The sequence below is a fragment of the Erythrobacter sp. S43 genome, from assembly GCF_057364955.1.
On the sequence record NZ_CP200285.1, the window covers coordinates 515,933 to 535,969 of the forward strand.

Annotated in this window: 34 protein-coding genes and 1 tRNA gene; 23 read left to right on the plus strand and 12 right to left on the minus strand. The window is 57.5% G+C overall.

Translation table 11 applies throughout. The features are described 5' to 3' along the window. Positions 1–9: 9 nt before the first annotated feature. The 6 genes from AC0V6K_RS02630 to pspF form a co-directional block, all read right to left on the minus strand. Positions 10–753, minus strand: coding sequence for a DUF448 domain-containing protein (locus tag AC0V6K_RS02630; protein ID WP_472624510.1), 744 nt, complete (start codon positions 751–753; stop codon positions 10–12). Beyond that, positions 734–2,377, minus strand: coding sequence for a transcription termination factor NusA (gene nusA / locus AC0V6K_RS02635; protein ID WP_472624512.1), 1,644 nt, complete (start codon positions 2,375–2,377; stop codon positions 734–736). The genes AC0V6K_RS02630 and nusA overlap by 20 nt, the downstream gene beginning before the upstream one ends. Continuing rightward, on the minus strand, positions 2,377–2,955 hold the full coding sequence (rimP, locus tag AC0V6K_RS02640; protein ID WP_472624514.1) for a ribosome maturation protein RimP: 579 nt from the start codon (positions 2,953–2,955) through the stop codon (positions 2,377–2,379). Before rimP ends, nusA begins: the two co-directional genes overlap by 1 nt. Before the next feature lie 166 nt (positions 2,956–3,121). Beyond that, a complete protein-coding gene (locus AC0V6K_RS02645; protein ID WP_486172542.1) occupies positions 3,122–3,412 on the minus strand; it encodes a hypothetical protein in 291 nt (96 codons plus the stop codon). Between the two features lie 2 nt (positions 3,413–3,414). After that, positions 3,415–3,663: a hypothetical protein gene (locus AC0V6K_RS02650; protein WP_472624518.1), complete on the minus strand. Its 249-nt coding sequence runs from the start codon at positions 3,661–3,663 to the stop codon at positions 3,415–3,417. A gap of 489 nt (positions 3,664–4,152) precedes the next feature. Beyond that, positions 4,153–5,205, minus strand: a complete 1,053-nt coding sequence (pspF, locus tag AC0V6K_RS02655; protein ID WP_472624520.1) for a phage shock protein operon transcriptional activator — start codon at positions 5,203–5,205, stop codon at positions 4,153–4,155. A 158-nt stretch (positions 5,206–5,363) separates the two neighbouring features. Here pspF and AC0V6K_RS02660 point away from each other — a divergent pair, with 158 nt between their 5' ends. The 14 genes from AC0V6K_RS02660 to AC0V6K_RS02725 all read left to right on the plus strand — a co-directional run bounded on the left by AC0V6K_RS02660 (position 5,364) and on the right by AC0V6K_RS02725 (position 10,477). Beyond that, positions 5,364–5,522: a hypothetical protein gene (locus AC0V6K_RS02660; RefSeq protein WP_472624522.1), complete on the plus strand. Its 159-nt coding sequence runs from the start codon at positions 5,364–5,366 to the stop codon at positions 5,520–5,522. 148 nt (positions 5,523–5,670) lie between these two features. Further along, positions 5,671–6,516 carry a phage shock protein PspA gene (gene pspA, locus AC0V6K_RS02665; RefSeq protein WP_472624524.1) on the plus strand — a complete coding sequence of 282 codons (846 nt, stop codon included), beginning with the start codon at positions 5,671–5,673 and terminating at the stop codon, positions 6,514–6,516. A gap of 34 nt (positions 6,517–6,550) precedes the next feature. Continuing rightward, positions 6,551–6,859: an envelope stress response membrane protein PspB gene (gene pspB / locus AC0V6K_RS02670; RefSeq protein WP_486172543.1), complete on the plus strand. Its 309-nt coding sequence runs from the start codon at positions 6,551–6,553 to the stop codon at positions 6,857–6,859. Next, positions 6,856–7,236 (plus strand): envelope stress response membrane protein PspC, encoded by a 381-nt coding sequence (gene pspC, locus AC0V6K_RS02675; RefSeq protein ID WP_472624528.1) that lies wholly within the window; start codon positions 6,856–6,858, stop codon positions 7,234–7,236. The genes pspB and pspC overlap by 4 nt, the downstream gene beginning before the upstream one ends. A gap of 26 nt (positions 7,237–7,262) precedes the next feature. Then, the gene (locus AC0V6K_RS02680; protein WP_472624530.1) at positions 7,263–7,526 is read left to right on the plus strand and encodes a hypothetical protein; all 264 of its coding nucleotides are present in this window, start codon (positions 7,263–7,265) and stop codon (positions 7,524–7,526) included. Between the two features lie 26 nt (positions 7,527–7,552). Beyond that, a complete protein-coding gene (locus tag AC0V6K_RS02685) occupies positions 7,553–7,879 on the plus strand; it encodes a hypothetical protein (protein WP_472624532.1) in 327 nt (108 codons plus the stop codon). Further along, the gene (locus tag AC0V6K_RS02690) at positions 7,879–8,220 is read left to right on the plus strand and encodes a hypothetical protein (RefSeq protein WP_472624534.1); all 342 of its coding nucleotides are present in this window, start codon (positions 7,879–7,881) and stop codon (positions 8,218–8,220) included. Before AC0V6K_RS02685 ends, AC0V6K_RS02690 begins: the two co-directional genes overlap by 1 nt. Beyond that, entirely contained in the window at positions 8,220–8,504 is a 285-nt protein-coding gene (locus AC0V6K_RS02695) for a hypothetical protein (protein ID WP_472624536.1), read from the plus strand. Before AC0V6K_RS02690 ends, AC0V6K_RS02695 begins: the two co-directional genes overlap by 1 nt. 22 nt (positions 8,505–8,526) lie before the next feature. Continuing rightward, positions 8,527–8,892, plus strand: a complete 366-nt coding sequence (locus tag AC0V6K_RS02700; RefSeq protein WP_472624538.1) for a hypothetical protein — start codon at positions 8,527–8,529, stop codon at positions 8,890–8,892. Continuing rightward, complete coding sequence (locus AC0V6K_RS02705) at positions 8,892–9,185, plus strand: hypothetical protein (protein ID WP_472624540.1); 294 nt, start codon at positions 8,892–8,894, stop codon at positions 9,183–9,185. The genes AC0V6K_RS02700 and AC0V6K_RS02705 overlap by 1 nt, the downstream gene beginning before the upstream one ends. Before the next feature lie 26 nt (positions 9,186–9,211). Further along, entirely contained in the window at positions 9,212–9,472 is a 261-nt protein-coding gene (locus tag AC0V6K_RS02710) for a hypothetical protein (RefSeq protein ID WP_486172544.1), read from the plus strand. After that, entirely contained in the window at positions 9,469–9,783 is a 315-nt protein-coding gene (locus AC0V6K_RS02715; protein ID WP_472624544.1) for a hypothetical protein, read from the plus strand. Before AC0V6K_RS02710 ends, AC0V6K_RS02715 begins: the two co-directional genes overlap by 4 nt. Further along, positions 9,780–10,022, plus strand: a complete 243-nt coding sequence (locus AC0V6K_RS02720; RefSeq protein ID WP_472624546.1) for a hypothetical protein — start codon at positions 9,780–9,782, stop codon at positions 10,020–10,022. Before AC0V6K_RS02715 ends, AC0V6K_RS02720 begins: the two co-directional genes overlap by 4 nt. A 47-nt stretch (positions 10,023–10,069) precedes the next feature. Beyond that, entirely contained in the window at positions 10,070–10,477 is a 408-nt protein-coding gene (locus AC0V6K_RS02725; protein WP_472624548.1) for a SufE family protein, read from the plus strand. A 214-nt stretch (positions 10,478–10,691) separates the two neighbouring features. Here the strand turns inward: AC0V6K_RS02725 and AC0V6K_RS02730 are convergent, their stop codons facing one another. Continuing rightward, the gene (locus AC0V6K_RS02730) at positions 10,692–11,189 is read right to left on the minus strand and encodes a sterol desaturase family protein (protein ID WP_472624550.1); all 498 of its coding nucleotides are present in this window, start codon (positions 11,187–11,189) and stop codon (positions 10,692–10,694) included. Continuing rightward, a complete protein-coding gene (locus AC0V6K_RS02735) occupies positions 11,186–11,977 on the minus strand; it encodes a fatty acid desaturase (RefSeq protein WP_472624552.1) in 792 nt (263 codons plus the stop codon). The genes AC0V6K_RS02730 and AC0V6K_RS02735 overlap by 4 nt, the downstream gene beginning before the upstream one ends. A 137-nt stretch (positions 11,978–12,114) precedes the next feature. On the opposite strand from AC0V6K_RS02735, the gene AC0V6K_RS02740 reads away from it, so the two are divergent. Continuing rightward, positions 12,115–12,930, plus strand: coding sequence for a M90 family metallopeptidase (locus AC0V6K_RS02740; protein WP_472624554.1), 816 nt, complete (start codon positions 12,115–12,117; stop codon positions 12,928–12,930). A 12-nt stretch (positions 12,931–12,942) separates the two neighbouring features. Here AC0V6K_RS02740 and AC0V6K_RS02745 read toward each other — a convergent pair whose 3' ends face one another. Further along, positions 12,943–13,341 carry an acyl-CoA thioesterase gene (locus AC0V6K_RS02745; RefSeq protein ID WP_472624556.1) on the minus strand — a complete coding sequence of 133 codons (399 nt, stop codon included), beginning with the start codon at positions 13,339–13,341 and terminating at the stop codon, positions 12,943–12,945. Positions 13,342–13,466: 125 nt separating this feature from the next. Here AC0V6K_RS02745 and leuC point away from each other — a divergent pair, with 125 nt between their 5' ends. The 8 genes from leuC (at position 13,467) to AC0V6K_RS02785 (ending at position 18,875) form a co-directional block, all read left to right on the plus strand. Further along, a complete protein-coding gene (leuC, locus tag AC0V6K_RS02750; protein WP_472624558.1) occupies positions 13,467–14,900 on the plus strand; it encodes a 3-isopropylmalate dehydratase large subunit in 1,434 nt (477 codons plus the stop codon). A gap of 40 nt (positions 14,901–14,940) precedes the next feature. After that, a complete protein-coding gene (locus AC0V6K_RS02755) occupies positions 14,941–15,135 on the plus strand; it encodes an isopropylmalate isomerase (protein ID WP_472624560.1) in 195 nt (64 codons plus the stop codon). Positions 15,136–15,144: 9 nt separating this feature from the next. Beyond that, complete coding sequence (gene leuD / locus AC0V6K_RS02760; protein ID WP_472624562.1) at positions 15,145–15,744, plus strand: 3-isopropylmalate dehydratase small subunit; 600 nt, start codon at positions 15,145–15,147, stop codon at positions 15,742–15,744. 13 nt (positions 15,745–15,757) lie between these two features. Continuing rightward, entirely contained in the window at positions 15,758–16,756 is a 999-nt protein-coding gene (locus AC0V6K_RS02765; protein WP_472624564.1) for an NADPH:quinone oxidoreductase family protein, read from the plus strand. 78 nt (positions 16,757–16,834) lie between these two features. Continuing rightward, positions 16,835–17,155, plus strand: coding sequence for a DUF1476 domain-containing protein (locus tag AC0V6K_RS02770; protein ID WP_472624566.1), 321 nt, complete (start codon positions 16,835–16,837; stop codon positions 17,153–17,155). 4 nt (positions 17,156–17,159) lie between these two features. Further along, complete coding sequence (locus AC0V6K_RS02775) at positions 17,160–17,393, plus strand: BolA/IbaG family iron-sulfur metabolism protein (RefSeq protein WP_472624568.1); 234 nt, start codon at positions 17,160–17,162, stop codon at positions 17,391–17,393. A gap of 42 nt (positions 17,394–17,435) precedes the next feature. After that, positions 17,436–17,771 (plus strand): Grx4 family monothiol glutaredoxin, encoded by a 336-nt coding sequence (grxD, locus tag AC0V6K_RS02780; protein ID WP_472624570.1) that lies wholly within the window; start codon positions 17,436–17,438, stop codon positions 17,769–17,771. 309 nt (positions 17,772–18,080) lie between these two features. Then, positions 18,081–18,875, plus strand: coding sequence for an NUDIX hydrolase (locus AC0V6K_RS02785; RefSeq protein ID WP_472624572.1), 795 nt, complete (start codon positions 18,081–18,083; stop codon positions 18,873–18,875). A 55-nt stretch (positions 18,876–18,930) separates the two neighbouring features. Here the strand turns inward: AC0V6K_RS02785 and AC0V6K_RS02790 are convergent, their stop codons facing one another. The 3 genes from AC0V6K_RS02790 to AC0V6K_RS02800 all read right to left on the minus strand — a co-directional run bounded on the left by AC0V6K_RS02790 (position 18,931) and on the right by AC0V6K_RS02800 (position 19,968). Then, positions 18,931–19,275, minus strand: coding sequence for a hypothetical protein (locus tag AC0V6K_RS02790; protein ID WP_472624574.1), 345 nt, complete (start codon positions 19,273–19,275; stop codon positions 18,931–18,933). 115 nt (positions 19,276–19,390) lie between these two features. Then, positions 19,391–19,759: a hypothetical protein gene (locus AC0V6K_RS02795; RefSeq protein WP_472624576.1), complete on the minus strand. Its 369-nt coding sequence runs from the start codon at positions 19,757–19,759 to the stop codon at positions 19,391–19,393. Positions 19,760–19,891: 132 nt separating this feature from the next. Beyond that, positions 19,892–19,968: transfer RNA gene (locus AC0V6K_RS02800), tRNA-Arg, on the minus strand. Positions 19,969–20,037 lie beyond the last annotated feature (69 nt).

A 20,037-nucleotide genomic window follows, 5' to 3' on the forward strand; every position in this document is an offset into this window, starting at 1 on the left:
CTAGCTCGTTTATCCTTCAGTATTCTCTATGTCGTCTTGCAAAACGGGCTCTGGCAGCGCCGTTTGCGTGTCATCGGTGCCAACGAATTTTGCCAAACGGCTAACCGAATGGCTGACCCGATGCGCCGCGCGCAGATCGTGTGCATGGCCCGAAACGCCCAGATGGACGACATTTTCACGGCCCAATGCCACAGACAAAGCGTTGCGGTCCAGTGGTATAACCAGCCCGCGTTTGCCTGACCCTTCTTCTTCGATGCCAACGCGCCAAGCCTGATCCAGCTTTTTGCGTCCATCCTCGCTGCTGTCACTGGCATGCAAGAGCAACGCAATGCGGCCCGTGCGGGCCTGATCGCCAATGCGGCCAGAGCCAAGAATTATGTTCCCGGCACGAAGCTCCAAACCCAGTCGATCCGTCGCGTTTTTGCGCAGTGCGTCCTCGATCCGGTCGGGCAGATCGTCGGGCACGCTAAGCTTCGCGCCTTTGAACGCTCGCGCCAACGCGCCTCTGAATTGGCCACTCTCCAGCGCGGTTTCAAGCGCCGCACGGTCCGGCGCGACCCATGCACCCCGTCCAGGGGCCTTGGCACCCGGGTCTGGCAGCACATCGCCATCCGGAGAAATTGCCAGCCGAACGAGGTTGTCGCGCGGGTGGGTCTCGCCGGATAGGATGCAGCGCCTCTCGCTCCCCGAATTCGGAGAGTTGGTGGCTTCAACGATGTCTGGGGTTACGCGCTCATTGGGTGGAGTCCGCATCGGCGGCCTCCTCAGCGGGAGCCGCAGCGGGCTCCTCGTCTTCAAACCAGTGCGCACGCGCAGCCATGATGATTTCGTTGCCTTGCTCTTCGCTCAGACCATAGTCACCCAGCACGCCGCCTTTGTCTTGCTCACGCTGCGGGCGACGCATCGGCGGGCCATCAGCATTGTTGCGGCGACGCGGGGCTTCGCGCTTCTTCGCGATCAGCTCGTCGGTGGCGAGATCAGCCAGATCGTCGAGCGTCTTGATACCGGCCTTGCCCAGCACGACCAACATAGCTTCGGTCAGATGCGGGATCTCAGCCAGATCGTCTTCAACACCCAGCTCACGGCGAGCGGTGCGGTGCGCTTCTTCCTGACGGTCGATCGCTTCCTGGGCACGCGACTGGAGTTCTTCAGCAAGCTCTTCGTCGAAGCCTTCGATGCTAGCGAGTTCAGCCAGTTCGACATAGGCAACTTCTTCAAGCTCAGCGAAGCCTTCAGCGACAAGCAGCTGCGAGAGCGTTTCGTCGACGTCGAGCTCTTCTTCGAACATTTTCGAACGCTCGGCGAATTCCTTGGAACGCTTCTCGGAAGCCTCTTCCTCGGTCATGATGTCGATCTGGTGACCGGTCAGCTGGCTGGCGAGACGCACGTTCTGGCCGCGGCGACCGATGGCGAGCGAAAGCTGATCATCGGGGACGACCACTTCGATGCGCGATTCATCTTCATCGAGAACCACGCGGGCCACAGTTGCGGGCTGAAGCGCGTTAACGACGAAGGTCGCGGTGTCTTCCGACCACGGGATGATATCGATCTTTTCGCCCTGCAGCTCCTGAACGACAGCCTGAACGCGGCTACCCTTCATACCAACACAGGCGCCAACCGGATCGATCGAGCTGTCGTGCGAGATGACGCCGATCTTGGCGCGGCTGCCCGGATCGCGAGCAGCGGCCTTGATCTCGATGATGCCGTCGTAAATCTCGGGCACTTCCTGCGCGAAAAGTTTGCGCATGAAATCAGGCGCAGCGCGGCTGAGGAAGATCTGCGGGCCGCGATTGTTGCGCTCGACCTTCGTGATCAGCGCGCGGACACGCTCGCCGACACGGGCGGCTTCACGCGGGATCTGCTGATCGCGGCGGATCACGCCTTCGGCGCGGCCAAGGTTCACAATAACGTGACCGAACTCGACAGACTTGATCACACCGGTGATGACTTCGCCCGCGCGGTCCTTGAATTCTTCGAACTGACGCTCACGCTCGGCATCACGGACCTTCTGGAAGATCACCTGCTTGGCGCTTTGCGCGTCGATGCGGCCCAGATCGACCGGCGGAAGCGGATCAACGATGAAGTCGCCAATGGCCGCCCCGTCTTGCAGTTTGTTGGCCTGCTTCAGATCGACCTGCTTGAAGTAGTCCTCGACCTCTTCAACCACCTCAACCACGCGCCACAGCGTGAGATCGCCGGTTTGCGGGTCAAGCTTTGCACGAATGTCGTTTTCGGCGCCGTAACGGTTACGAGCCGATTTCTGGATTGCCTCTTCCATCGCTTCGATAACGATCGACTTGTCGATCATCTTTTCCGAAGCAACAGCGTTTGCAATCGCAAGCAATTCTGCCTTGTTGGCGGAAATGGCACTGGCCATCAGTCGTCTGCCTTCTCTTCTTGAACTTCTTCGATAGTGTCTGCGCCGCTTGCATCAAGCGGTTTCGTCGCGGCGATGAGCTTGTCGGTCAGGACCAGCTTCGCCGTGTGAACTTTGTCATAGGGCAACTCAACGCCGCCCTGTTTGGCATCGTCGAGCGAAAGCACGTTGCTCTCCAGCCCATTCAGAATGCCTTTGTAAACCCGCTGAGCCTTTTCTTCACCGGTCCAGCCCTTTTGCATCACAATGCGCGCTTCATGCCCCGCCCAATTGGCGAAATCCTTCTCACGAGTGAGCGGACGATCAATGCCGGGCGACGAGACTTCTAGGTGATAGGCACCTTCGACCAGCACGATGCCGTTCTCTTCATTCTCGTCAATCAGATCGGAAATCCGGCGCGAGAGCTCGGCACACTGTTCGATCACGAGCTGACCAGTTGTCGGGTCTTCGGCCATGATCTGCAGCGCCTGACCGCCCTCGCCCGCTTCGGATTGCATCATCTGCACGCGCACAAGTTCAAAGCCGAGAGCCTTAGCCTCGGGTTCGATCAGTTGTGTCAGGCGGGTGAGATCAGTCATCGGGTCCGTGAGTAGTCAAGTTGCATGACAATGCTGCTTCGGGCCGGCCCCTTGCGGCGCCAGCATCCTTTCATCAGCAATGTCGGGATGGGGGTCAGATAGGCGCGCCCCAAGCACAATGCAAGCGTGCATTAGCGACAATCACAGCTTTGCCGTGCTTAGAATGTCATTTCTTCAAAGCCCATGGATTGCGTTGCCGCGCATCTTCGGCTTCGGCGGCGGCAGCCGCTTCGCTTGCCTGTTGCTTAGACCACGCACCATAAATTGTGGCGACGCTGCCCATAGTTGAAAAAGCAAGCCCGATCAGGACCATCCGAAACCAGAAACCTGCCACCGCGTTGCCCACGCGTTTCTTGACCGGCTTGTTCTGGAGCTGGTTCTTATAGTGGTAACGCTTGCCGCTCAGGTTCTGATTGGCAATATCAGCAACATCAGTGATGAGACGACGCATTGTCATAGTCAGTCGGCTGGATAGCCCCAACCTTCAGCCGCGTAAGATCGATTGCGCGCATCTTCTTTGGCCGCTTCGATTGCGCGATCGCTGACTTCCTCAGCTTTCTTTGCAACCTTGTCTGCGGCTTTGGGTGCAATGAATCCGGCGCCGACCGTCGCCATCAACCCCAGGCCGAAGATGCACAGGAAGAACATACCAAAGATGAAACGGATAGATCCTGTCACCGTGCCAATAATGTCAACCAATGCGCGCATCGCTTTGCCTTTCAAGAAACTGCTCGGATCAACTTTTAGCGTGCCAGAGTAAAAAGAGCGTTATTCGTGCCCTCAAGCAGCATGATTAACTGCCCCAGTCGCTGCCCGAGTACTCGCTGATCGTCTGGTCGCGAACCGCGTCATCCTGCACACGAGCATACGGATCATGGTAGCGCTCGCGAGATGACCTCACGCGTGAGGCGTATGGGTCGCTCGGATTGGGGCGCTCCCTACCGAACGAGCCCTGTTGCGAAGGCGCATTCGATCTCACTTGCTGAAACTCTTTATTCGAGCGCTCGTACGAAGCGTAGCCCATGAATATCCAAGCCACGACTGCCAGAAACATGATTCCACGGATTACGTGATACAAACCACCGCTGAGTAAATTCATCGCTTTACGTCCCCTTAGATGGGTTCAACTTAAGCGGATTTCACTGCGGAAAAGTTAAAACACAAGGGCTTAGAAGCCCAAAACTGACCAAAGACGGGTCAGTCGCTTTCTTCCATCAAGCCGTGTTTTTTGATCGCATGGCGCAGCTGATCATAGCTCAGACCAAGAGCCTTCGCCGTTTGGCGCTGATTCCAACGGTGCTTACCCAGGCAGTGTTCTACGATAGACCTTTCATGCGCATCGACAGCGGCGCGTAGGTCATCAATGCTGTCCATCTCAGGCACCATAGTGGCCGCTGGTGAAGGTGCCGGAGTTGCCGCAGCAGCAGCAGCCGAGCCTGTTCCGTCGGCCCTGCGATGAGGAGGGGCCTTGGGTTTCCACGGGCTATCGAACGGATCGAACTGGATATACGATATCTGCTCTTCCGGATCGTCCCAGCGATACACCGCCCGCTCAATCACGTTGCGAAGCTCTCTTACGTTGCCGGGCCACGCATATTCTTCGAGTTGGCTGGCCACATGCGCCGCGAAACCCGGCCAGTTATGCCAATCCAGCTCGGCCGCCATACGCCGTCCGAAGTATTCGGCCAGCACCGCCACATCACCCTCACGCACCCGCAAGGGCGGCAAAGTGATAACCTCAAAACTCAGCCGGTCGAGAAGGTCAGCGCGAAATTCGCCGCTGTTGGCCAAGGCCGGAAGATCATCATTGGTCGCTGCGACAATGCGGACATCAACTCTGATCGGCCGGGAGGAGCCGATGCGCGTTACCTCTCCATATTCGACGGCTCTGAGCAGCCGCTCCTGTGCGCCCATGGACAAAGTGCCCAGTTCGTCGAGAAATAGAGTCCCCTTGTCGGCTTCTTCAAACCTTCCGGCACGCGCTTTGGTAGCACCCGTGAAGGCGCCTGCCTCGTGGCCGAACAACTCAGCTTCGATCAAGGTTTCGGGAAGCGCCGCACAGTTCATGGTGACGAGCGGTTCGTCCCAGCGGGTGGAGAGACGGTGGAGACGTTCGGCGATCAGTTCCTTGCCGGTTCCGCGCTCTCCGATGATGAGAACCGGGCGGCTCATAGGCGCGGCGCGGCTGGCCCGCTCAACAGAATCGAGGAATGCTCCGGACTGCCCAATAAACTGGTTTTCGCGCTCCATGGCCAACATGTAGGAAATTTTCCCAATGCTTGGCAAGGAAAACCAACATACTCCTTGGGGATACATTATGAAACAACGCATTTCTGCGGTTTTTCGAGTTTGGCACACCCGTTGCAAAGTCTGGGGCAAGACACTTTCAGACTTTCGGGAGAACCCAAATGTACAACTCAGAATTCTTCGCCAGCAAGCTCGGTCAGGCCGCAATGGCTTCTGTCGCAGCGATGGTCATGCTGATCGCAGTTTCGACCCAGTTCGAGGCTGTCCATGGCCCGGCATCGCCGATGGCGCTGGATCACATCGCGGTTGAAATCGCCTGAGTGCAGCGGTGGAAATCCTGATGAGCAAGCGCGACACCAAAGATAAAAAGTCCCCCAAAGGGCCGGAGCAACAATCCCCGACGGCAACCCCCGATGCCGACGCTCCGGCCCAAAAGGAGGCCTTTTCGCGCCGCGCGGTCTAACTCCAGTGCGCAAAGAGAAGCCCGAAAGAGAGACCGGCCGCGTCTCTCGCCTCGATGCAGAAATTGAGGCCTTGCGTACAAGCCCCACTCCGACGCAAAATCAGGATTACAGCGAAAACGGAGACTCGCGCTCCGCAAGCAACAATACTTTCCTAGACGGAGCAGCCTTTATGGGCATCTTTAGCCGCACTCGTGACATTATCGCCGCCAACTTCACCGACATGCTCGACAAGGCAGACGATCCTTCGAAGATGATCCGCATGATCATCCTCGAAATGGAGGAAACGCTGGTCGAGGTTCGCGCAAGCGCGGCGCGCACGATTGCAGACCAGAAAGAAATGCATCGCCATGTGGTGAAGCTGAACCGGCTTCAGGCTGACTGGGGCGAGAAGGCTCAGCTGGCGCTGTCGAAGGATCGCGAAGATCTGGCCCGCGCCGCTTTGGTTGAGCGAAAAAAGGCCGCCGATATGTCGACCCAGCTCAACGCAGAGATTGCTGTGCTTGATGACGCTCTGCGCGCCTACGAGGAAGACATTGCCAAGCTGCAGCATCGCCTGCGCGAAGCTCGCAGCCGCCAGACACAGATCGCGGCGCGTCTCGAAAGCGCTGAAAATCGCGTCAAGCTGCGCACGCTGATGAGCACCGAGCGCACCGATGATGCCCTTGCGAAGTTCGACCAGCTCGAACGCCGCGTTGATTACGCCGAAGGCCGCGCGGATGCGATTGCCATCGGCACTGACGGTCCGCCGTCGCTTTCCGACGAGATCGCCGCGCTGGAAGGCGCCGATGCGATCGATGATGAACTTGAACAAATGAAAAAGGCGCTGGGCAAGCCGGACGCAAAAGACTGAAACAACACTGAATTGAAAGAACAGGAATTCTCAAATGGATGATATCGGTCCGATATTTGCCGTTATGTCAATTTTCATCGCGCTGCCGTGGATCATCCTCCACTACGTGACCAAATGGAAAACGGCTGCCACCATCACGACTGATGACGAGGTGCTGCTGGAAGAGCTCTACAACCTCGCCAAACGGCTGGATGAGCGAATGGACACGGTTGAGCGTCTCGTCGCCACAGATGACCCCTCGTTCAACCCGGTCAAGCGCATCCAGGCAGACCAGGAAAAAGACAACCAGCAATTGCGTGAGCTTGAGCAGCTCATGGCAGAGAAGAAAGGAACCAAGGCATGAACTCCCCCCGCACCACGCTGTACCGCGACAAGCATAATGGCAAATGGATGGGTGTTTGCGCCGGGATCGCCGATTACACCGGTGTCAATCCGTTCTGGGTCCGAATGGGCGCTGTCGCGCTGACAGTATTTGCGCTCGGTCCCATTGGTTTCCTCATGTATTTCGCCGCAGGCTTTCTGCTGAACAAGAAACCGCCTCACCTCTACGCAGATGAGGGTGAGCAGAAGTACTGGCAGAGCGTCCGGCAGAGCCCGAAGCGCACCGCCCGTGAGATCCGCGCGAATTTCCGCGATATCGACCGCCGTCTGGCTGCGGTGGAAAGCCATTACGTCAGCAGCAATCCGCGCCTGAACGCCGAAATCGAACGCCTTCGCTGATCCAGGCCAAACAGGGAGAACAGACAATGCCCATCGAAGAAGCAATCTTAAACGGGCTGGTGGTGATCTCAGTGTTTGGCGGGATACTTGGGCTGTCCAACATGTTCCTTAGCCATCGCCGAGAGATGGCGCGGATCAAATATGGAGAGCCAGAACAGGCGGCTCTTACGAGCGAGAACACCGAGCTCAAGGAAACTGTCAGTTTGATGCAGGACCGGATCGCGATTCTGGAGCAGATCGCCACTGATCCGGCGCGTCGCACCGCTGATGAAATCGAAAAACTGCGCTGATCCAAAGCGCTTGGAGGATACGACATATGGACGCTGGAACACTCGGAGTAATGATCCCGATCATTGCAATCGTCATGGGTTGCACCATTCCGATGGTCGCGATCTGGGCCAAGCATAAGCAAAAGATCGCCCAGATGCAGGTCAGCACAACTGCCGAAGCGACCGCCGAAAAAGCGGCGCAGTACGCTTCACAGGTTCAGGGTCTTGAGGACCGAGTTCGCGTTCTCGAACGCATCGTCACCGACAAAGGCTATGACGTCGCGAGCCAGATCGAGGCTTTGCGCGACACCCGCTCGGTTGAAGACACCGGCACCGGCGTTCCACTCAACATCGAAAGCAAGGAAAGAGCATAATGGATTGGGGCAGCCCCGAATTTGTCATCGCTATTGTAGCTATCAGCACCTTTGGCTGGGTCCTGAACAACTGGATCCGGGCAAAGCATGGCTATGAGCTGGAAGACGAGTGGGGCGGAAAAACCGCGCGGTCTGACACGCAAGAAACAACGCGTCTGAAAGCGGAAAACCGCGAACTCAATGAGAAACTCGACTCCATGCAGGACCGCATGATCGTGCTCGAAAAGATCGTTACAGACCGCGGCTATTCACTCTCTGACGAGATTGATGCCCTGCGCGATAAGCCGAGCTCCTCCGACACAGGCGTTCCCCTGGACCTTCCGAAAGAGGAGCGCGCATAATGGATTGGGCAGCAGTAGCAGTCGTAGCCATTCTGGTTTGGGGCGGCGTCAAAGCGGTGCAAGCCAAATACGGGATCATCTCTGACGAAGATGGCAACGAGACACGCATCGCGCCGAGCGAGAAGTATGACGACAGCCATACGAAGGCCGAGATCACCGAACTGAGAGATCGCGTCAAAGTGCTCGAACGCTTGGTTACAGATCGCGGCTTCTCACTCGCGGACGAGATCGAAGCGCTTCGCGACACCCCTTCCCCCGCGCCTCGGATGCAGGCGTCCCGCTAAACATCGACACAAAGGAAAAAGCATGAGCATTGATGCTGCAGCCGTAATCGTGCCGAACCTGCCATGGATCATTGGCGGCGGGTTGGCCCTTGGAGCTGCCGGAATTGCCGGATGGATCCACACCACCCGCCTGCGGATCAAGCATGGTTATCCGCTGGAAGGCGCATGGGGCCAGTCATTGAAACCTGCGAGCGACCATGAGGCCAAACAGCGCGTCACTCTGTTGACCCAGGAAAACGCCGAGCTGCGCGCCGAAATCGGGTCCATGAAGGATCGCCTCAACAACGTCGAACGCATTGTCACCGACAGCGGATACCAACTCGGCAACGAGATTGATGCCCTAAGAGACAATGCTCTCGAGTTCCAAGAGGACAAAGGAAACGCGTAATGGACCCCGATCTCATCCTGATCTTTGGCTTTATCGTGACCATTTCGGCGGTGTTCGGCATTTCGGTGAACAGCATCGTCAAGAAAGTTCACGCTCAGAAACGCTGGGAAGTCGAGCACGGAAACCGTTCGGCAGGCCGCAAAGGCTCGATCGACAGCGAACGCGTCGGGATGATCGAAGATCGCCTCGAAGTTCTTGAACGGATCGCGACAGATCGCGGACAATTGCTCTCTGACGAAATCGATGCGCTGCGTGGCTCCATCGAGCACGCGAAAGAAGAAGAGGTTCAGTGATGTTTGGCGCGGACACCCCTCTTGTTATGGATGCCTTGCAAATGATCGGTGTGGCCGCGGCTGTAACAGCAGCGGGCGTCTATCTCCTGATGCGCCGCAAGCGGAAAGCAGCAGATAACGTCGAGGCACCCCAAAACACCGGAACGTCGGACAACAGCCTAGAACAGCGTGTCAGAGTTTTGGAGCGCATCGCCACGGACAGATCCATCGACCTGTCAGACGAAATCGAGGCTTTGCGCGATGGCGCGCCAGCGCACTCACGAAAACTGGACGAGGCCCATTCATGAGCGGCTGGGTCATCATTGCTATCGTCGCGATATTGGTCTGGGGCGTCCTTCGCTTCAACCGAGACCATGCGCGCCATCAGGATGAGACGTCCTATCGGGAAACCGACGCAGAACGCGCTCTGATTGATGCGGAGCGGGAGCGCGATGAACTGCGCGAGCGTGTTCAGGTGCTCGAGCGCATTGTGACGGACAGTAATATGCCCGCCGCCAAGAAAACCCAGAAGATCGAAGCCGAAATCGAAGCGCTCAGGGAACTGGAAGATTCCACCCCCTCCCCGAAGGGTGCTGAAAAAGAGGAAACGAAGCCATGATGGAACCCACCTTCGTAATTGCCGCGAGTTGTGTTGTCGGGATTTGCGTGGTCGCTCTCGCTCTGCTGCGCGCATGGCAGGGCTGGCTTGAGCTAAAGCGGGAAGAATTGGACCGCGGCACGGGCCCCTCGAAAGAGATTGAAGGCGGGGCCGGTGTCGGCGCAGCGCGGATCGAGATGGCGGACCTGAAAGAGCGCATCAAAAAGCTGGAAGCCATCGCTAGCGGAGTTGAGCTTTAATCCAATCACAGGTGGACACTGCGCCCCGCCTCCCTAAATAGCGGCGCATGCGCACCCTGTCTGACATTCTTGAAGAGTACGAATTCCTCGAAGGCGATGAGCGTTATCGCCTGCTTATTGAGCTCGGCCGAGAGCTTGAGGATATGCCCGACGCGTTGAAAACCGACGCGACCCTGGTGCGCGGTTGTTCGGCCTCGGTGTGGGTCTATCCGACGGAAGCGTCAGAGACGCTGCACTTCCTCGCTGATAGCAACGCCGCAATTACCAAAGGCATCGTCGCGCTGGTGATCTCCGCGGTGCAGGATAAGCCTGCGGGCGAAGTTGCGAGCATGGACGTGACCGCCGCGCTCGAGCCTTTTGATCTCAAAAACCAGCTGTCGAGCAACCGCACTCAAGGCGTGCCGAATATGATCGCTCTGGTGAAGGAACACGCCGCACGACTGGCGGCCGCATAGTTTTCCTACTGTGATGCGAGCGCGCTATGCGGCGCGGCGCTCTTTCTCACGGTTGATCCGGCTGCCACGCTCATTGCGTGCATCGAGATCTTTGCGATTTGGAAAGTCACACATCGCGCGATTGGCGAGCCCGAAATTTCTATGGAGTCAGAATGTTGCTTGGAAAGTCACACTTCCCAAAACTCGCCTACCTGTCTCACGCTTGTGGCGTTAGCTAGACTTGAGCATCGCGCACAACGGCGACGCCTGCTTCCTTCTGTGCTTTCAGTTCGGCCTTAAGCTTGGCTGGGTCGCGCGCGAAAACAAAACCGAAGCTGACCCCGCCCTCTTTGCCGATTGTTGCGTGATGGAGCTTGTGTGCCTGCACCAACCGCTTGGCGTAGCCCTTCTTCGGAACCCAGCGGAAGAAACGCTGATGCACCAGGCCATCATGGATGACCGCGTAGATCAGGCCATAAAGCGTCACGCCCACCGCGGCCCACCACATGGCTTCCCAATAGAGCGAGCCGAATATGTACATGATGGCGTTGATCGTGCCGAACACAGCCGCAAACAGGTCGTTCTTCTCAAACGCATTGTCATGCCGCTCATGATGGTCGCGGTGCCATCCCCATGCGAAGCCATGCATTATGTACTTGTGCGCAAACCACGCCCAGCCCTCCATGAAGAGGACCGCACCCAGCACCACTGCAAAAATCTCTAGCCAGCTCATGCCACCACTTCCCGTCGTTCGTCCTTCGATTCGACCGGCGTGATCCCGACGCCCGCTTTCTTCGCCGCCGGCAGCGCCCACCAAGGCACCTGTGGCTGACGATGATGCTCGAGGTGATAGCCGAAATGGAAGCAAGTGGCGAGACTCGCCAGCGTCCCGAAATCGTTGCTTCGCGCGTTGTGGCGATCGGCAAAATCATCGCCCGGCTCGTGATGGTGGGGGCGGAACGTGCCGAAATAGAAAAGCTGCAGGGACGAAAGCAGCGCGGGCGCACCGTAAAGCATGAATATCTGGAGGAACGGGACGTCAAACACGAACCAGTATAGCCCCACCACCGCGTGGACATAGACCAGCGATCGCCAACCAAAGTAACGCTTTAGAAAGGTCCAATACCAACGGAAGAAGTTTGACGGATTGTCCTCGTCAAAATCGGGATCGCCCTCGTGCCCTGCGAGCTTGTGGTGGATGAAATGCGCATCTCGCATCCGCTTCCACCCGAAGCCCGCATAAAGTGCCAGCAAGACCCCTCCGATAACAGCATTCAGGCGTGGCCGCCCCGGCGCCAGGCTCCCGTGCATGGCATCATGGCTCACGATGAACACGCCAACCGACAGCCAAGTTTGAACAACCGCCATCGCAAAAGCGATAGGCAGGCTCGCCCATGACAGTTCAAACACAAACATCGCGTAGAAATGGATGCCCAGCCACGACCCGGCCACGCACAGTGCAAGCGCCAAACCGATGACGGTTTGTGCTCTGCGGTCAGGAAGGGCAATTGGCGAGGTCATCTGTCTCTAGATACGCAAGGGGATACCATTTGGGTGCGTAGGGGCTGACTGAATTCGTTGCAATTGCTTTGCTTGATTGTTCGGCGTCGACGCTCGCGGGTCTAACAATTGAACCAGCAGAGCCCTACCTTCGTTGGATGTCGCTTCTGGTCATCCTAGGTGTCTGCTTGGTCGTTGGCGGTTTGCTGTGGCTTCGTCACTGGTTGAAGCAGCGCAAGCGTCGGCAAATTCTCGCAAAGCCCCTGACAAGTGAACAGCGCGCCATTGTTGCGCGCCTTGTACCCGTGACACGCCGGCTTCCTGCTTTTCTGAGGCCAAAGCTTGAGGGCAGGATAAATCTGTTCCTCGATCAGATTACCTTTCATGGTCAGAATGGCCTTGAAGTTACCGATCCCATGCGACTGTCGATCGCGGCGCAGGCCTGCTTGCTGGTGGTGAACAGTAATGCCTGGTTCGAAACGCTGCGGACCGTTTTAATCTACCCCTCGACCTTCACCGCACCGCGCGAAACGCATGATGGCTACGTGATGCGTGAACACCACCACGCAATGCTGGGCGAGAGCTGGGCGCGCGGGCCGGTTGTCTTGTCGTGGGATCACGCGCTTGAAGGTGGTCTGGACCCCAATGACGGGCACAATGTGGTGATCCACGAATTCGCTCACCAGCTCGACGCCTTGACCGGCCACACAAACGGCATCCCGATCCTGAGTAAGGGCCAAGCCTATGATGGGTGGGAAAAGGCGATGCTGGAGGCATACAGTGACCACGTCACGCGCGTGGAACACGGGTATCAGACGCTGATCGACCCATACGGCGCAACCAATCACGAGGAATTCTTCGCTGAGGCTGTTGTTACGTTCTTTGAAAGACCGCAGGCGCTGCGGCATCACGAACCGGCACTCTATGCGCAGCTAAAGGAGTTGCTGGCTCTCGATCCGGCAGAATGGGATTAAGAAAACGCGCCCTCACCCCTCAGGGAAGAAAAACTCGCGCATGTTTTCGCCAATCTTGGCGGGGCGCAGGGTTTTGGCGTCGATGCAGCACCAGCTTGATTTCACCTCGGCCAGCACGACACCGCCGCGTTCAATCACGGTGTGATAGAATGCACGGGCGCCCTGGTAGTGCTCCAGCACCGTGCTGGCGATCACATCATCTTCAAGAAAAGCCGGTTTGCGATACGTGATCTCGTGCTTGAGCGCGACCCATGCTTTGCTCGCCACTTCCTCTGCCGGGGCCAGCTTTTGCCAATGCGCCAAAACCGCGTCCTGGACCCAATTCAGATAGCGTGCATTGTTCACATGGCCCATGAAATCGATGTCTTCGGGCGCGACTGTGATCGGGAATTTGAAAGGCGTTGCTGACATGAGTGTAAGTTAGCGAGAAACTCCTTACGAATCCATGACTATTTTGATCGAAATCAACCGCTGTCTTGCATGACGTGTGTGAGCCCCGCTAACAGCAGCGCGAAACGAGGAAATGAACCCCGCCCATGGCCAGCAAACCCCGCACACTTTACGAGAAGATCTGGGACGCGCACGTCGTCGAAACGCGCGATGATGGCACCGCGATCATCTATATAGACCGCCATCTGGTGCATGAGGTGACCAGCCCGCAAGCGTTTGAAGCGTTGCGTTTGGCCGGGCGCCCCGTGCGTCGACCAGAGCTGACGCTGGCTGTTCCCGATCACAACCTTCCCACCACCGCTCGCCGCGACGCAGCGGGCAGTAAGGTGCCTATTGCCGACCCGCAAAGCGCGGCGCAGCTGGCGGCACTGGAAAAGAACGCGCCCGATTTCGGCATCCGCTATATCGGCGATGCTGATGACGAGCAGGGGATTGTCCATGTGGTCGGTCCTGAGCAGGGTTTCTCGCTGCCGGGCACGACGATTGTGTGCGGGGACTCGCACACGGCCAGTCATGGCGGCTTGGGCGCCCTCGCCTTTGGGATCGGGACCAGCGAAGTCGAGCATGTTTTGGCGACGCAAACACTGTTGCTGCAGCAATCGAGGTCGATGGAAATCCGTGTTGAGGGAGAATTGGGGCCGGGCGTCACCGCCAAAGACCTAATCCTGCACATCATTGGCGTGATTGGCGCGGCGGGTGGCACGGGTTATGTGATCGAATATCGCGGTGCAGTGTTCGAAGCGATGAGCGTCGAAGAGCGTCTGACCGTCTGCAATATGAGCATCGAAGCAGGCGCGCGGGCGGGTCTGATCGCTCCCGATGACACGGTGTTCCACTATCTCAAGGGTCGGCCGATGGCTCCCAAAGGCGCGGATTGGGATGCGGCGGTTGCCTATTGGCGCACGCTGCGAAGCGATGAAGGCGCAGTGTTCGACAAATCGGTGGTGGTCGATGCAAGCGCGGTCGAGCCGACCGTGACTTGGGGGACCAGCCCTGAAGACGTTGTTGCGATTGGGGGCAATGTCCCTTCACCCGATAGCTTTGCCGACGCGAGCAAGCGTGAGGCAGCGCAAAAGAGCCTCGATTATATGGGGCTTACCCCGGGTACAGCCATGCGCGATGTGCCGGTAGAGAACATCTTTATCGGCTCCTGCACCAACAGCCGGATTGAAGATTTGCGCGCCGCCGCCGCTGTTCTTGAAGGCCGCAGAAAAGCCGACAATGTGCGTTGGGCCATCGTTGTGCCCGGCTCAGGCCTTGTGAAGTTGCAGGCAGAGGAAGAGGGATTGGATCAAATCTTCACCGACGCAGGCTTTGAATGGCGCGAGCCAGGATGCTCGGCCTGCCTAGGCATGAACCCTGACAAAGTGCCTGCCGGTGAACGGTGTGCTTCGACCAGCAACCGCAATTTCGTTGGTCGCCAAGGCCCTGGCGCTCGCACGCACCTCGTCTCCCCAGCCATGGCCGCCGCAGCCGCCGTGACCGGCAAGCTCACAGATGTGCGGGAACTGACGCGCTGACTTCTTGCAATGCTTGCACACGCGGCCCATGAGAAGACCTATGACTGACGACACAAAAACCCCCGAAGAGTCGCCCAAAAAGTCCACTGGCAAAGTTGCCCTTGCCGCAGGAGCAATTGGTTCAGCAGCCATCGCCGCTGCTCTGCTCTATGCTGGCAAACGCTCCAAGCAGAAGAAGGGTGATGCCCCTAGCAGCGATAAAGTTCCCTCAGGCGAGCAGCCCGAGACCGACTGAGGACCAATCATGGAAGCTCTTTCGCGGATCAATGGGCGCGCCATTCCTTTCGGCGCGAAGAATGTCGACACGGACATTATCATCCCTGCCAAATGGCTGAAGACGATCACACGCGAAGGGCTTGGCGAGGGCGCTTTCGAAACGATCCGGGCAAGCGAGGACAACGTTTTTGATGATCCAGAGTTTGCCGGTTCGCCCATTCTGATTGCCGGCGACAATTTCGGATGTGGATCCAGCCGCGAACATGCCGCGTGGGCCATCCTTGATCTTGGTATTCGCGCAGTGATCGCACCGAGCTATTCGGACATTTTCTCTGGTAACGCAGTCAAGAACGGCATTCTTCCAGTTGTGCTACCGCAGGAAGCGATCGACCGCCTTCTGGAGGTCGCACGCGATGGCCACGCCATAGATATCGACCTCGACACACAGACAGTCACGACAGAGTTTCAAGATCGCTTCGCATTCGAAATTGATCCATTCCGCAAACACTGCCTGCTCAATGGCCTTGATGAGGTCGCGCTCACCCTTGAGCGGCAGACGAGCATTTCCAAGTTTGAAGACCGCCGCACCGCCGATCAGGGCTGGTTGATGGCGGGCACACAATCCTGACGGGAGAGAGACCATGAAAGCCATCCGCACCCACGAAGTTGGCGGGCCAGAAACGCTGACGCTTGACGAAATCGAGGTGCCGACGCCCGGCAAAGGCGAAGTGCTTGTCGCGGTGAAGGCTTGCGCGATCAACTATCCCGACACGCTGATGATCCGCGATCTCTATCAGTTCAAGCCGGAGCGGCCCTACTCACCGGGAGGCGAACTGGCTGGCGTGGTCGAGGCGGTCGGCGAAGGTGTCGACAATTACAAAGTCGGTGACCGCGTGATGGCTGGCATGGGCAATGGTGGCCTGCGTGAAAAGGCAATTGTCCCCGCCAACCGTATGTTCCCCGTTCCGGACGGCGTTCCGTTCGAAAAGGCTGCATCGCTGCTCATGACGTACGGCACGACGATCCACGGTTTGAAAGATCGCGGGCACATCAAGGAAGGCGACACGGTCCTTATCCTCGGTGCTGCGGGCGGCGTAGGGCTCTCAGCGGTTGAGCTCGCCAAAGCGTTCGGTGCGCGCGTCGTGGCTGCGGTATCAAGCGAAGCAAAAGGCGAAGTCGCTAAGAAAGCAGGTGCGGACGAAGTTGTGATCTATCCGCGCGAAGAGATGGACAAAGCGGCATCGAAAGAGCTTGCGGGCAAGTTCAAAGCCGCCTGTGGCCCCGAAGGCGCAAACATCGTTTACGACATTGTCGGCGGTCAGTATTCCGAGCCTGCGCTGCGTTCGATCGCATGGGAAGGTCGGTTTCTTGTGGTCGGCTTCCCCGCCGGCATCGCCAGAATGCCGCTCAACCTCACTCTGCTCAAGTCCTGCGACATTTGCGGGGTTTTCTGGGGCGCTTTCACTGCGCGCGAGCCGGCCAAGTTTGTCGCACAGGTGAAAGAGCTGTTCGCGCTGATGCAAGAAGGCAAGATCGATCCGCTGGTGTCAGAGACTTTTCCGCTGGAGCGTGCAGGCGAAGCCATCGCCAAGCTTGAAAACCGCGAGGCCGTCGGCAAGCTTGTGGTGACGATGGATTGAGCCAAATTGCTTGGCACAAGCGCTTGCCGCGCCCTGCCTCGCTTCCTATCTCAGAGTAACGATTTTCCGGAGGGACACATGACCGATTTTAGCGATCGCGAACGCGCCGAAGAGGCGAAGTTCGCTATGGACGAAGAAACCGCATTCAAAGTGGCTGCACGTCGCAACCGCTTGCTGGGCGAATGGGCTGCAGAGCTCATGAACCTGACTGAAGAGGAAACCGACGCTTACAAAAAAGCCGTCGTGCAGGCTGACTTCGAAGAAGCAGGCGACGAAGACGTTATTCGCAAGCTCCTTGGCGATTTGACCGGTGCTGGCACAGATGTCTCCGAGGCGGATATCCGCGCCAAGCTTGAAGAGATGGCTGCCGAAGCCAAACGCCAGATTACCGAAGGCTGACGTCATGCCGATGAAGGGTGCAGACATTGAAGCGGCCATCATAGCCGCATTGCCTGGTGCGGTCGTCGAGCTGACCGATCTTGCCGGTGATGATGATCACTGGGCCGCCAAGGTCACTGCGCCCCAATTCGTGGGGAAGAACCGCGTCCAGCAGCACAAGATGGTCTATGCTGCATTCGGCGACAAAATGGGCGGCGAGCTGCATGCCTTGCAAGTCACCACTGTGGTTCCCACGTAAGCGTCAGACAGATTTACAACTTCCAAAAAGGCCGCATCAATCATGGCTGAAGATATCAACGCCCGCATAGAAACCATCGTCTCCGACAATGACGTTGTCCTGTTCATGAAGGGCACTCCGCTGTTCCCGCAATGCGGTTTCTCCAGCCGTGCGGTTGCGATCCTCGATCATTGCGGCGTGGCTTATGAAAGCGTCGACGTGTTGCAAGACATGGAAATCCGTCAGGGTATCAAAACCTACTCGGACTGGCCCACCATCCCGCAGCTTTACGTGAAGGGTGAATTCCTTGGCGGAAGTGACATCATGATGGAGATGTTCGAGGCGGGTGAATTGCAGCAGACAATGGATGAGAAGGGTGTGGCCAAAGCCGAGGGCTGAGCCGCTTCACCACAAATTCTGGGCAGCATCGCGCCCACAAAAAAACCGCCTCACGGACCAGGTGAGGCGGTTTTTTGTTTGGGTTCAGGTGAAACCAGAGACCAGGAAGGTTGCACCTTATTACGAAGACCACTTCGTGCCTTATCTGATGCAGCCACCGTGCCAAAAGTACGAAATCATGAAAAAACTGATACTTAGATGGTTTCGGCGCGTTAACCTTTTTCGGACATGTAAAACAAACCGACACAGTTGCCCAACTTGACGCGATCACCTCTTGGCAATTGCAAATCAGGCCGCCATCACATCGTGATGAGTTCAGACCAGAGCACGCCCCCAGGGGGCATTCCCGCAGCCACCATCATAATATTCCGCGACCATCCCGATGGCGGTGCACCACAGGTGCTGATGACAGTCAGGTCCCGAACAATGAGCTTTGCTGGTGGTATGGCGGTGTTTCCCGGCGGCCGTGTTGATCCGGCTGACTTCGAGTTGGGAGAGCGGATTTCCGCCTTTATCGACGGGGATGTCGGTCCGGACGAAGCCGCACACCAGATTGCGGCTATTCGCGAAACGCTCGAAGAAACCGGTCTGGCATTGGGTCTAAATGGCGATATCACCGAGAAAACTGCAGCTGACGCAAGGGCAATGCTAGAGGAGAAAGGCACCCTAGCCCCGGTTCTGGACGCGTTCGACTGGTCACTGGATCTTGACCAGATTACACCCTTCGCCCGCTGGTTCCCCAAAAACGAGAATATCAGCCGGGTCTATGACACGCGCTTTTATCTCGCCAATCTGGGCACGGGCGATGTCGATGTTTCGATCGATAACTCCGAGAATACGCGCCTATTCTGGGTTAGCGCGAAGGGTGCATTGGAGATGGCCGAAACCGGCGAGATCAAGCTGATCTTTCCGACGCGTCGTAACCTTGAGCGGTTGGCGCTCTTTGCTTCTTACGAAGAGGCCCGCGCGCAGGCCGAAGCCATACCGGTCAAAACCATCATTCCGCGGATCGACACTACAGGCGAACAGCCAATGCTGACCATCCTTGAAGATGCGGGCTATCCCGTCACATCGGAATTGCTTGAGACTGTTGCACGCGGATAGCCGCCCCCAGCACAAAGTCTGGAGACGGCTAATCGTCAATAAGGATGTCTGGTGATCAGTTGCGTTTGTAGCCCGGAGGATCATCAAACTTGACCGACCAAGCCCCTGCCCGGCGCACCGACCAGAAGTAATCACCCGTCGCTTTGCAGACATAGTAGCCATACGACATCGGAGCCGTTTCTCCTGGCTCTACATTAGGGCTGACATAGCAGGTCCACTTGCCCGTTGTCCGCTTCAGGCAAAGTCGCATGTCGATCGGATAGGCGTAGTTGTTGGTGGCCCGGATCGCCATGCTGCCTGGAGATGAGCAATTCTTGTCCCAGGTCGTTTCGATATCCAATGACGCGTGTGCTGCACTTGGAAGCGTGATCGCTGCGATAAGCAGAGCTGCTTTTCTCATTGTCTTTCCCCATTGTAAGTTCTTCACCTTGCTGGTGATGCGCTTTCAATAACGGGGCAGACGCATGGCGAGCGTGACCGTGATCACGCTCGCCAGACTTCAGTCATACTTGATCTTACCGCGCGGCAAAGCGCCGACGGTTCTCACGGAAATTCTTCACCCGATAACCGCGTTCGCGCATTTCCTTGGTGTAATCCTTTTTCGCATCAGCAATTTCGTTGTGAAACTCGTCATACGCGTCGCGGCGGTCCTCGGCATCTGTGGCGCGGCGCAGGTCACTGCGCAGCTCACGGCGTGCCTCACTGATGTCTGTCTTGAAATCGACCCACCACTTGTTGCTGTCATTGTTGGGCGCGATGGGCACGCGATAGCCATCAACGATGATGCGGTCATGATTATGCCCCGGATGGGCCGATGCGGGCATGGCTGTCAACGCAACAGCGGTGGCGAGGGATGCAAACAACACACGGGAAGTGGTGGACATGGGAGGGCTCCTGTTGATTATCGATGTAGTCAATCATGGGGCGCCAAGCTGAACAGGAGTTGTCAGCTTCGGGCGAACGCTTCGGGATACCTCGAACCGTGCACCAGCGACGACGAATAGCTGACGGATGGTTGGCGCGCCCTGCAGGAGTCGAACCTGCGACCTCAGGATTAGAAGTCCCGCGCTCTATCCAGCTGAGCTAAGGGCGCGCGCTGTCATTCAGACAGTGGGGCCAATAGCGTGCTTTGCCGTGCAATCAAATGACGCTATTCCCTGAA

What these genes read in the sequence shown, in the direction of transcription:
- AC0V6K_RS02630 (WP_472624510.1), bottom strand. Translation starts at nt 753, where the DNA reads ATGCGGACTCCACCCAATGAGCGCGTAACCCCAGACATCGTTGAAGCC.
- nusA (WP_472624512.1), bottom strand. Translation starts at nt 2,377, where the DNA reads ATGGCCAGTGCCATTTCCGCCAACAAGGCAGAATTGCTTGCGATTGCA.
- rimP (WP_472624514.1), bottom strand. Translation starts at nt 2,955, where the DNA reads ATGACTGATCTCACCCGCCTGACACAACTGATCGAACCCGAGGCTAAG.
- AC0V6K_RS02645 (WP_486172542.1), bottom strand. Translation starts at nt 3,412, where the DNA reads ATGACAATGCGTCGTCTCATCACTGATGTTGCTGATATTGCCAATCAG.
- AC0V6K_RS02650 (WP_472624518.1), bottom strand. Translation starts at nt 3,663, where the DNA reads ATGCGCGCATTGGTTGACATTATTGGCACGGTGACAGGATCTATCCGT.
- pspF (WP_472624520.1), bottom strand. Translation starts at nt 5,205, where the DNA reads ATGGAGCGCGAAAACCAGTTTATTGGGCAGTCCGGAGCATTCCTCGAT.
- AC0V6K_RS02660 (WP_472624522.1), top strand. Translation starts at nt 5,364, where the DNA reads ATGTACAACTCAGAATTCTTCGCCAGCAAGCTCGGTCAGGCCGCAATG.
- pspB (WP_486172543.1), top strand. Translation starts at nt 6,551, where the DNA reads ATGGATGATATCGGTCCGATATTTGCCGTTATGTCAATTTTCATCGCG.
- pspC (WP_472624528.1), top strand. Translation starts at nt 6,856, where the DNA reads ATGAACTCCCCCCGCACCACGCTGTACCGCGACAAGCATAATGGCAAA.
- AC0V6K_RS02680 (WP_472624530.1), top strand. Translation starts at nt 7,263, where the DNA reads ATGCCCATCGAAGAAGCAATCTTAAACGGGCTGGTGGTGATCTCAGTG.
- AC0V6K_RS02685 (WP_472624532.1), top strand. Translation starts at nt 7,553, where the DNA reads ATGGACGCTGGAACACTCGGAGTAATGATCCCGATCATTGCAATCGTC.
- AC0V6K_RS02690 (WP_472624534.1), top strand. Translation starts at nt 7,879, where the DNA reads ATGGATTGGGGCAGCCCCGAATTTGTCATCGCTATTGTAGCTATCAGC.
- AC0V6K_RS02695 (WP_472624536.1), top strand. Translation starts at nt 8,220, where the DNA reads ATGGATTGGGCAGCAGTAGCAGTCGTAGCCATTCTGGTTTGGGGCGGC.
- AC0V6K_RS02700 (WP_472624538.1), top strand. Translation starts at nt 8,527, where the DNA reads ATGAGCATTGATGCTGCAGCCGTAATCGTGCCGAACCTGCCATGGATC.
- AC0V6K_RS02705 (WP_472624540.1), top strand. Translation starts at nt 8,892, where the DNA reads ATGGACCCCGATCTCATCCTGATCTTTGGCTTTATCGTGACCATTTCG.
- AC0V6K_RS02710 (WP_486172544.1), top strand. Translation starts at nt 9,212, where the DNA reads ATGGATGCCTTGCAAATGATCGGTGTGGCCGCGGCTGTAACAGCAGCG.
- AC0V6K_RS02715 (WP_472624544.1), top strand. Translation starts at nt 9,469, where the DNA reads ATGAGCGGCTGGGTCATCATTGCTATCGTCGCGATATTGGTCTGGGGC.
- AC0V6K_RS02720 (WP_472624546.1), top strand. Translation starts at nt 9,780, where the DNA reads ATGATGGAACCCACCTTCGTAATTGCCGCGAGTTGTGTTGTCGGGATT.
- AC0V6K_RS02725 (WP_472624548.1), top strand. Translation starts at nt 10,070, where the DNA reads ATGCGCACCCTGTCTGACATTCTTGAAGAGTACGAATTCCTCGAAGGC.
- AC0V6K_RS02730 (WP_472624550.1), bottom strand. Translation starts at nt 11,189, where the DNA reads ATGAGCTGGCTAGAGATTTTTGCAGTGGTGCTGGGTGCGGTCCTCTTC.
- AC0V6K_RS02735 (WP_472624552.1), bottom strand. Translation starts at nt 11,977, where the DNA reads ATGACCTCGCCAATTGCCCTTCCTGACCGCAGAGCACAAACCGTCATC.
- AC0V6K_RS02740 (WP_472624554.1), top strand. Translation starts at nt 12,115, where the DNA reads ATGTCGCTTCTGGTCATCCTAGGTGTCTGCTTGGTCGTTGGCGGTTTG.
- AC0V6K_RS02745 (WP_472624556.1), bottom strand. Translation starts at nt 13,341, where the DNA reads ATGTCAGCAACGCCTTTCAAATTCCCGATCACAGTCGCGCCCGAAGAC.
- leuC (WP_472624558.1), top strand. Translation starts at nt 13,467, where the DNA reads ATGGCCAGCAAACCCCGCACACTTTACGAGAAGATCTGGGACGCGCAC.
- AC0V6K_RS02755 (WP_472624560.1), top strand. Translation starts at nt 14,941, where the DNA reads ATGACTGACGACACAAAAACCCCCGAAGAGTCGCCCAAAAAGTCCACT.
- leuD (WP_472624562.1), top strand. Translation starts at nt 15,145, where the DNA reads ATGGAAGCTCTTTCGCGGATCAATGGGCGCGCCATTCCTTTCGGCGCG.
- AC0V6K_RS02765 (WP_472624564.1), top strand. Translation starts at nt 15,758, where the DNA reads ATGAAAGCCATCCGCACCCACGAAGTTGGCGGGCCAGAAACGCTGACG.
- AC0V6K_RS02770 (WP_472624566.1), top strand. Translation starts at nt 16,835, where the DNA reads ATGACCGATTTTAGCGATCGCGAACGCGCCGAAGAGGCGAAGTTCGCT.
- AC0V6K_RS02775 (WP_472624568.1), top strand. Translation starts at nt 17,160, where the DNA reads ATGCCGATGAAGGGTGCAGACATTGAAGCGGCCATCATAGCCGCATTG.
- grxD (WP_472624570.1), top strand. Translation starts at nt 17,436, where the DNA reads ATGGCTGAAGATATCAACGCCCGCATAGAAACCATCGTCTCCGACAAT.
- AC0V6K_RS02785 (WP_472624572.1), top strand. Translation starts at nt 18,081, where the DNA reads ATGAGTTCAGACCAGAGCACGCCCCCAGGGGGCATTCCCGCAGCCACC.
- AC0V6K_RS02790 (WP_472624574.1), bottom strand. Translation starts at nt 19,275, where the DNA reads ATGAGAAAAGCAGCTCTGCTTATCGCAGCGATCACGCTTCCAAGTGCA.
- AC0V6K_RS02795 (WP_472624576.1), bottom strand. Translation starts at nt 19,759, where the DNA reads ATGTCCACCACTTCCCGTGTGTTGTTTGCATCCCTCGCCACCGCTGTT.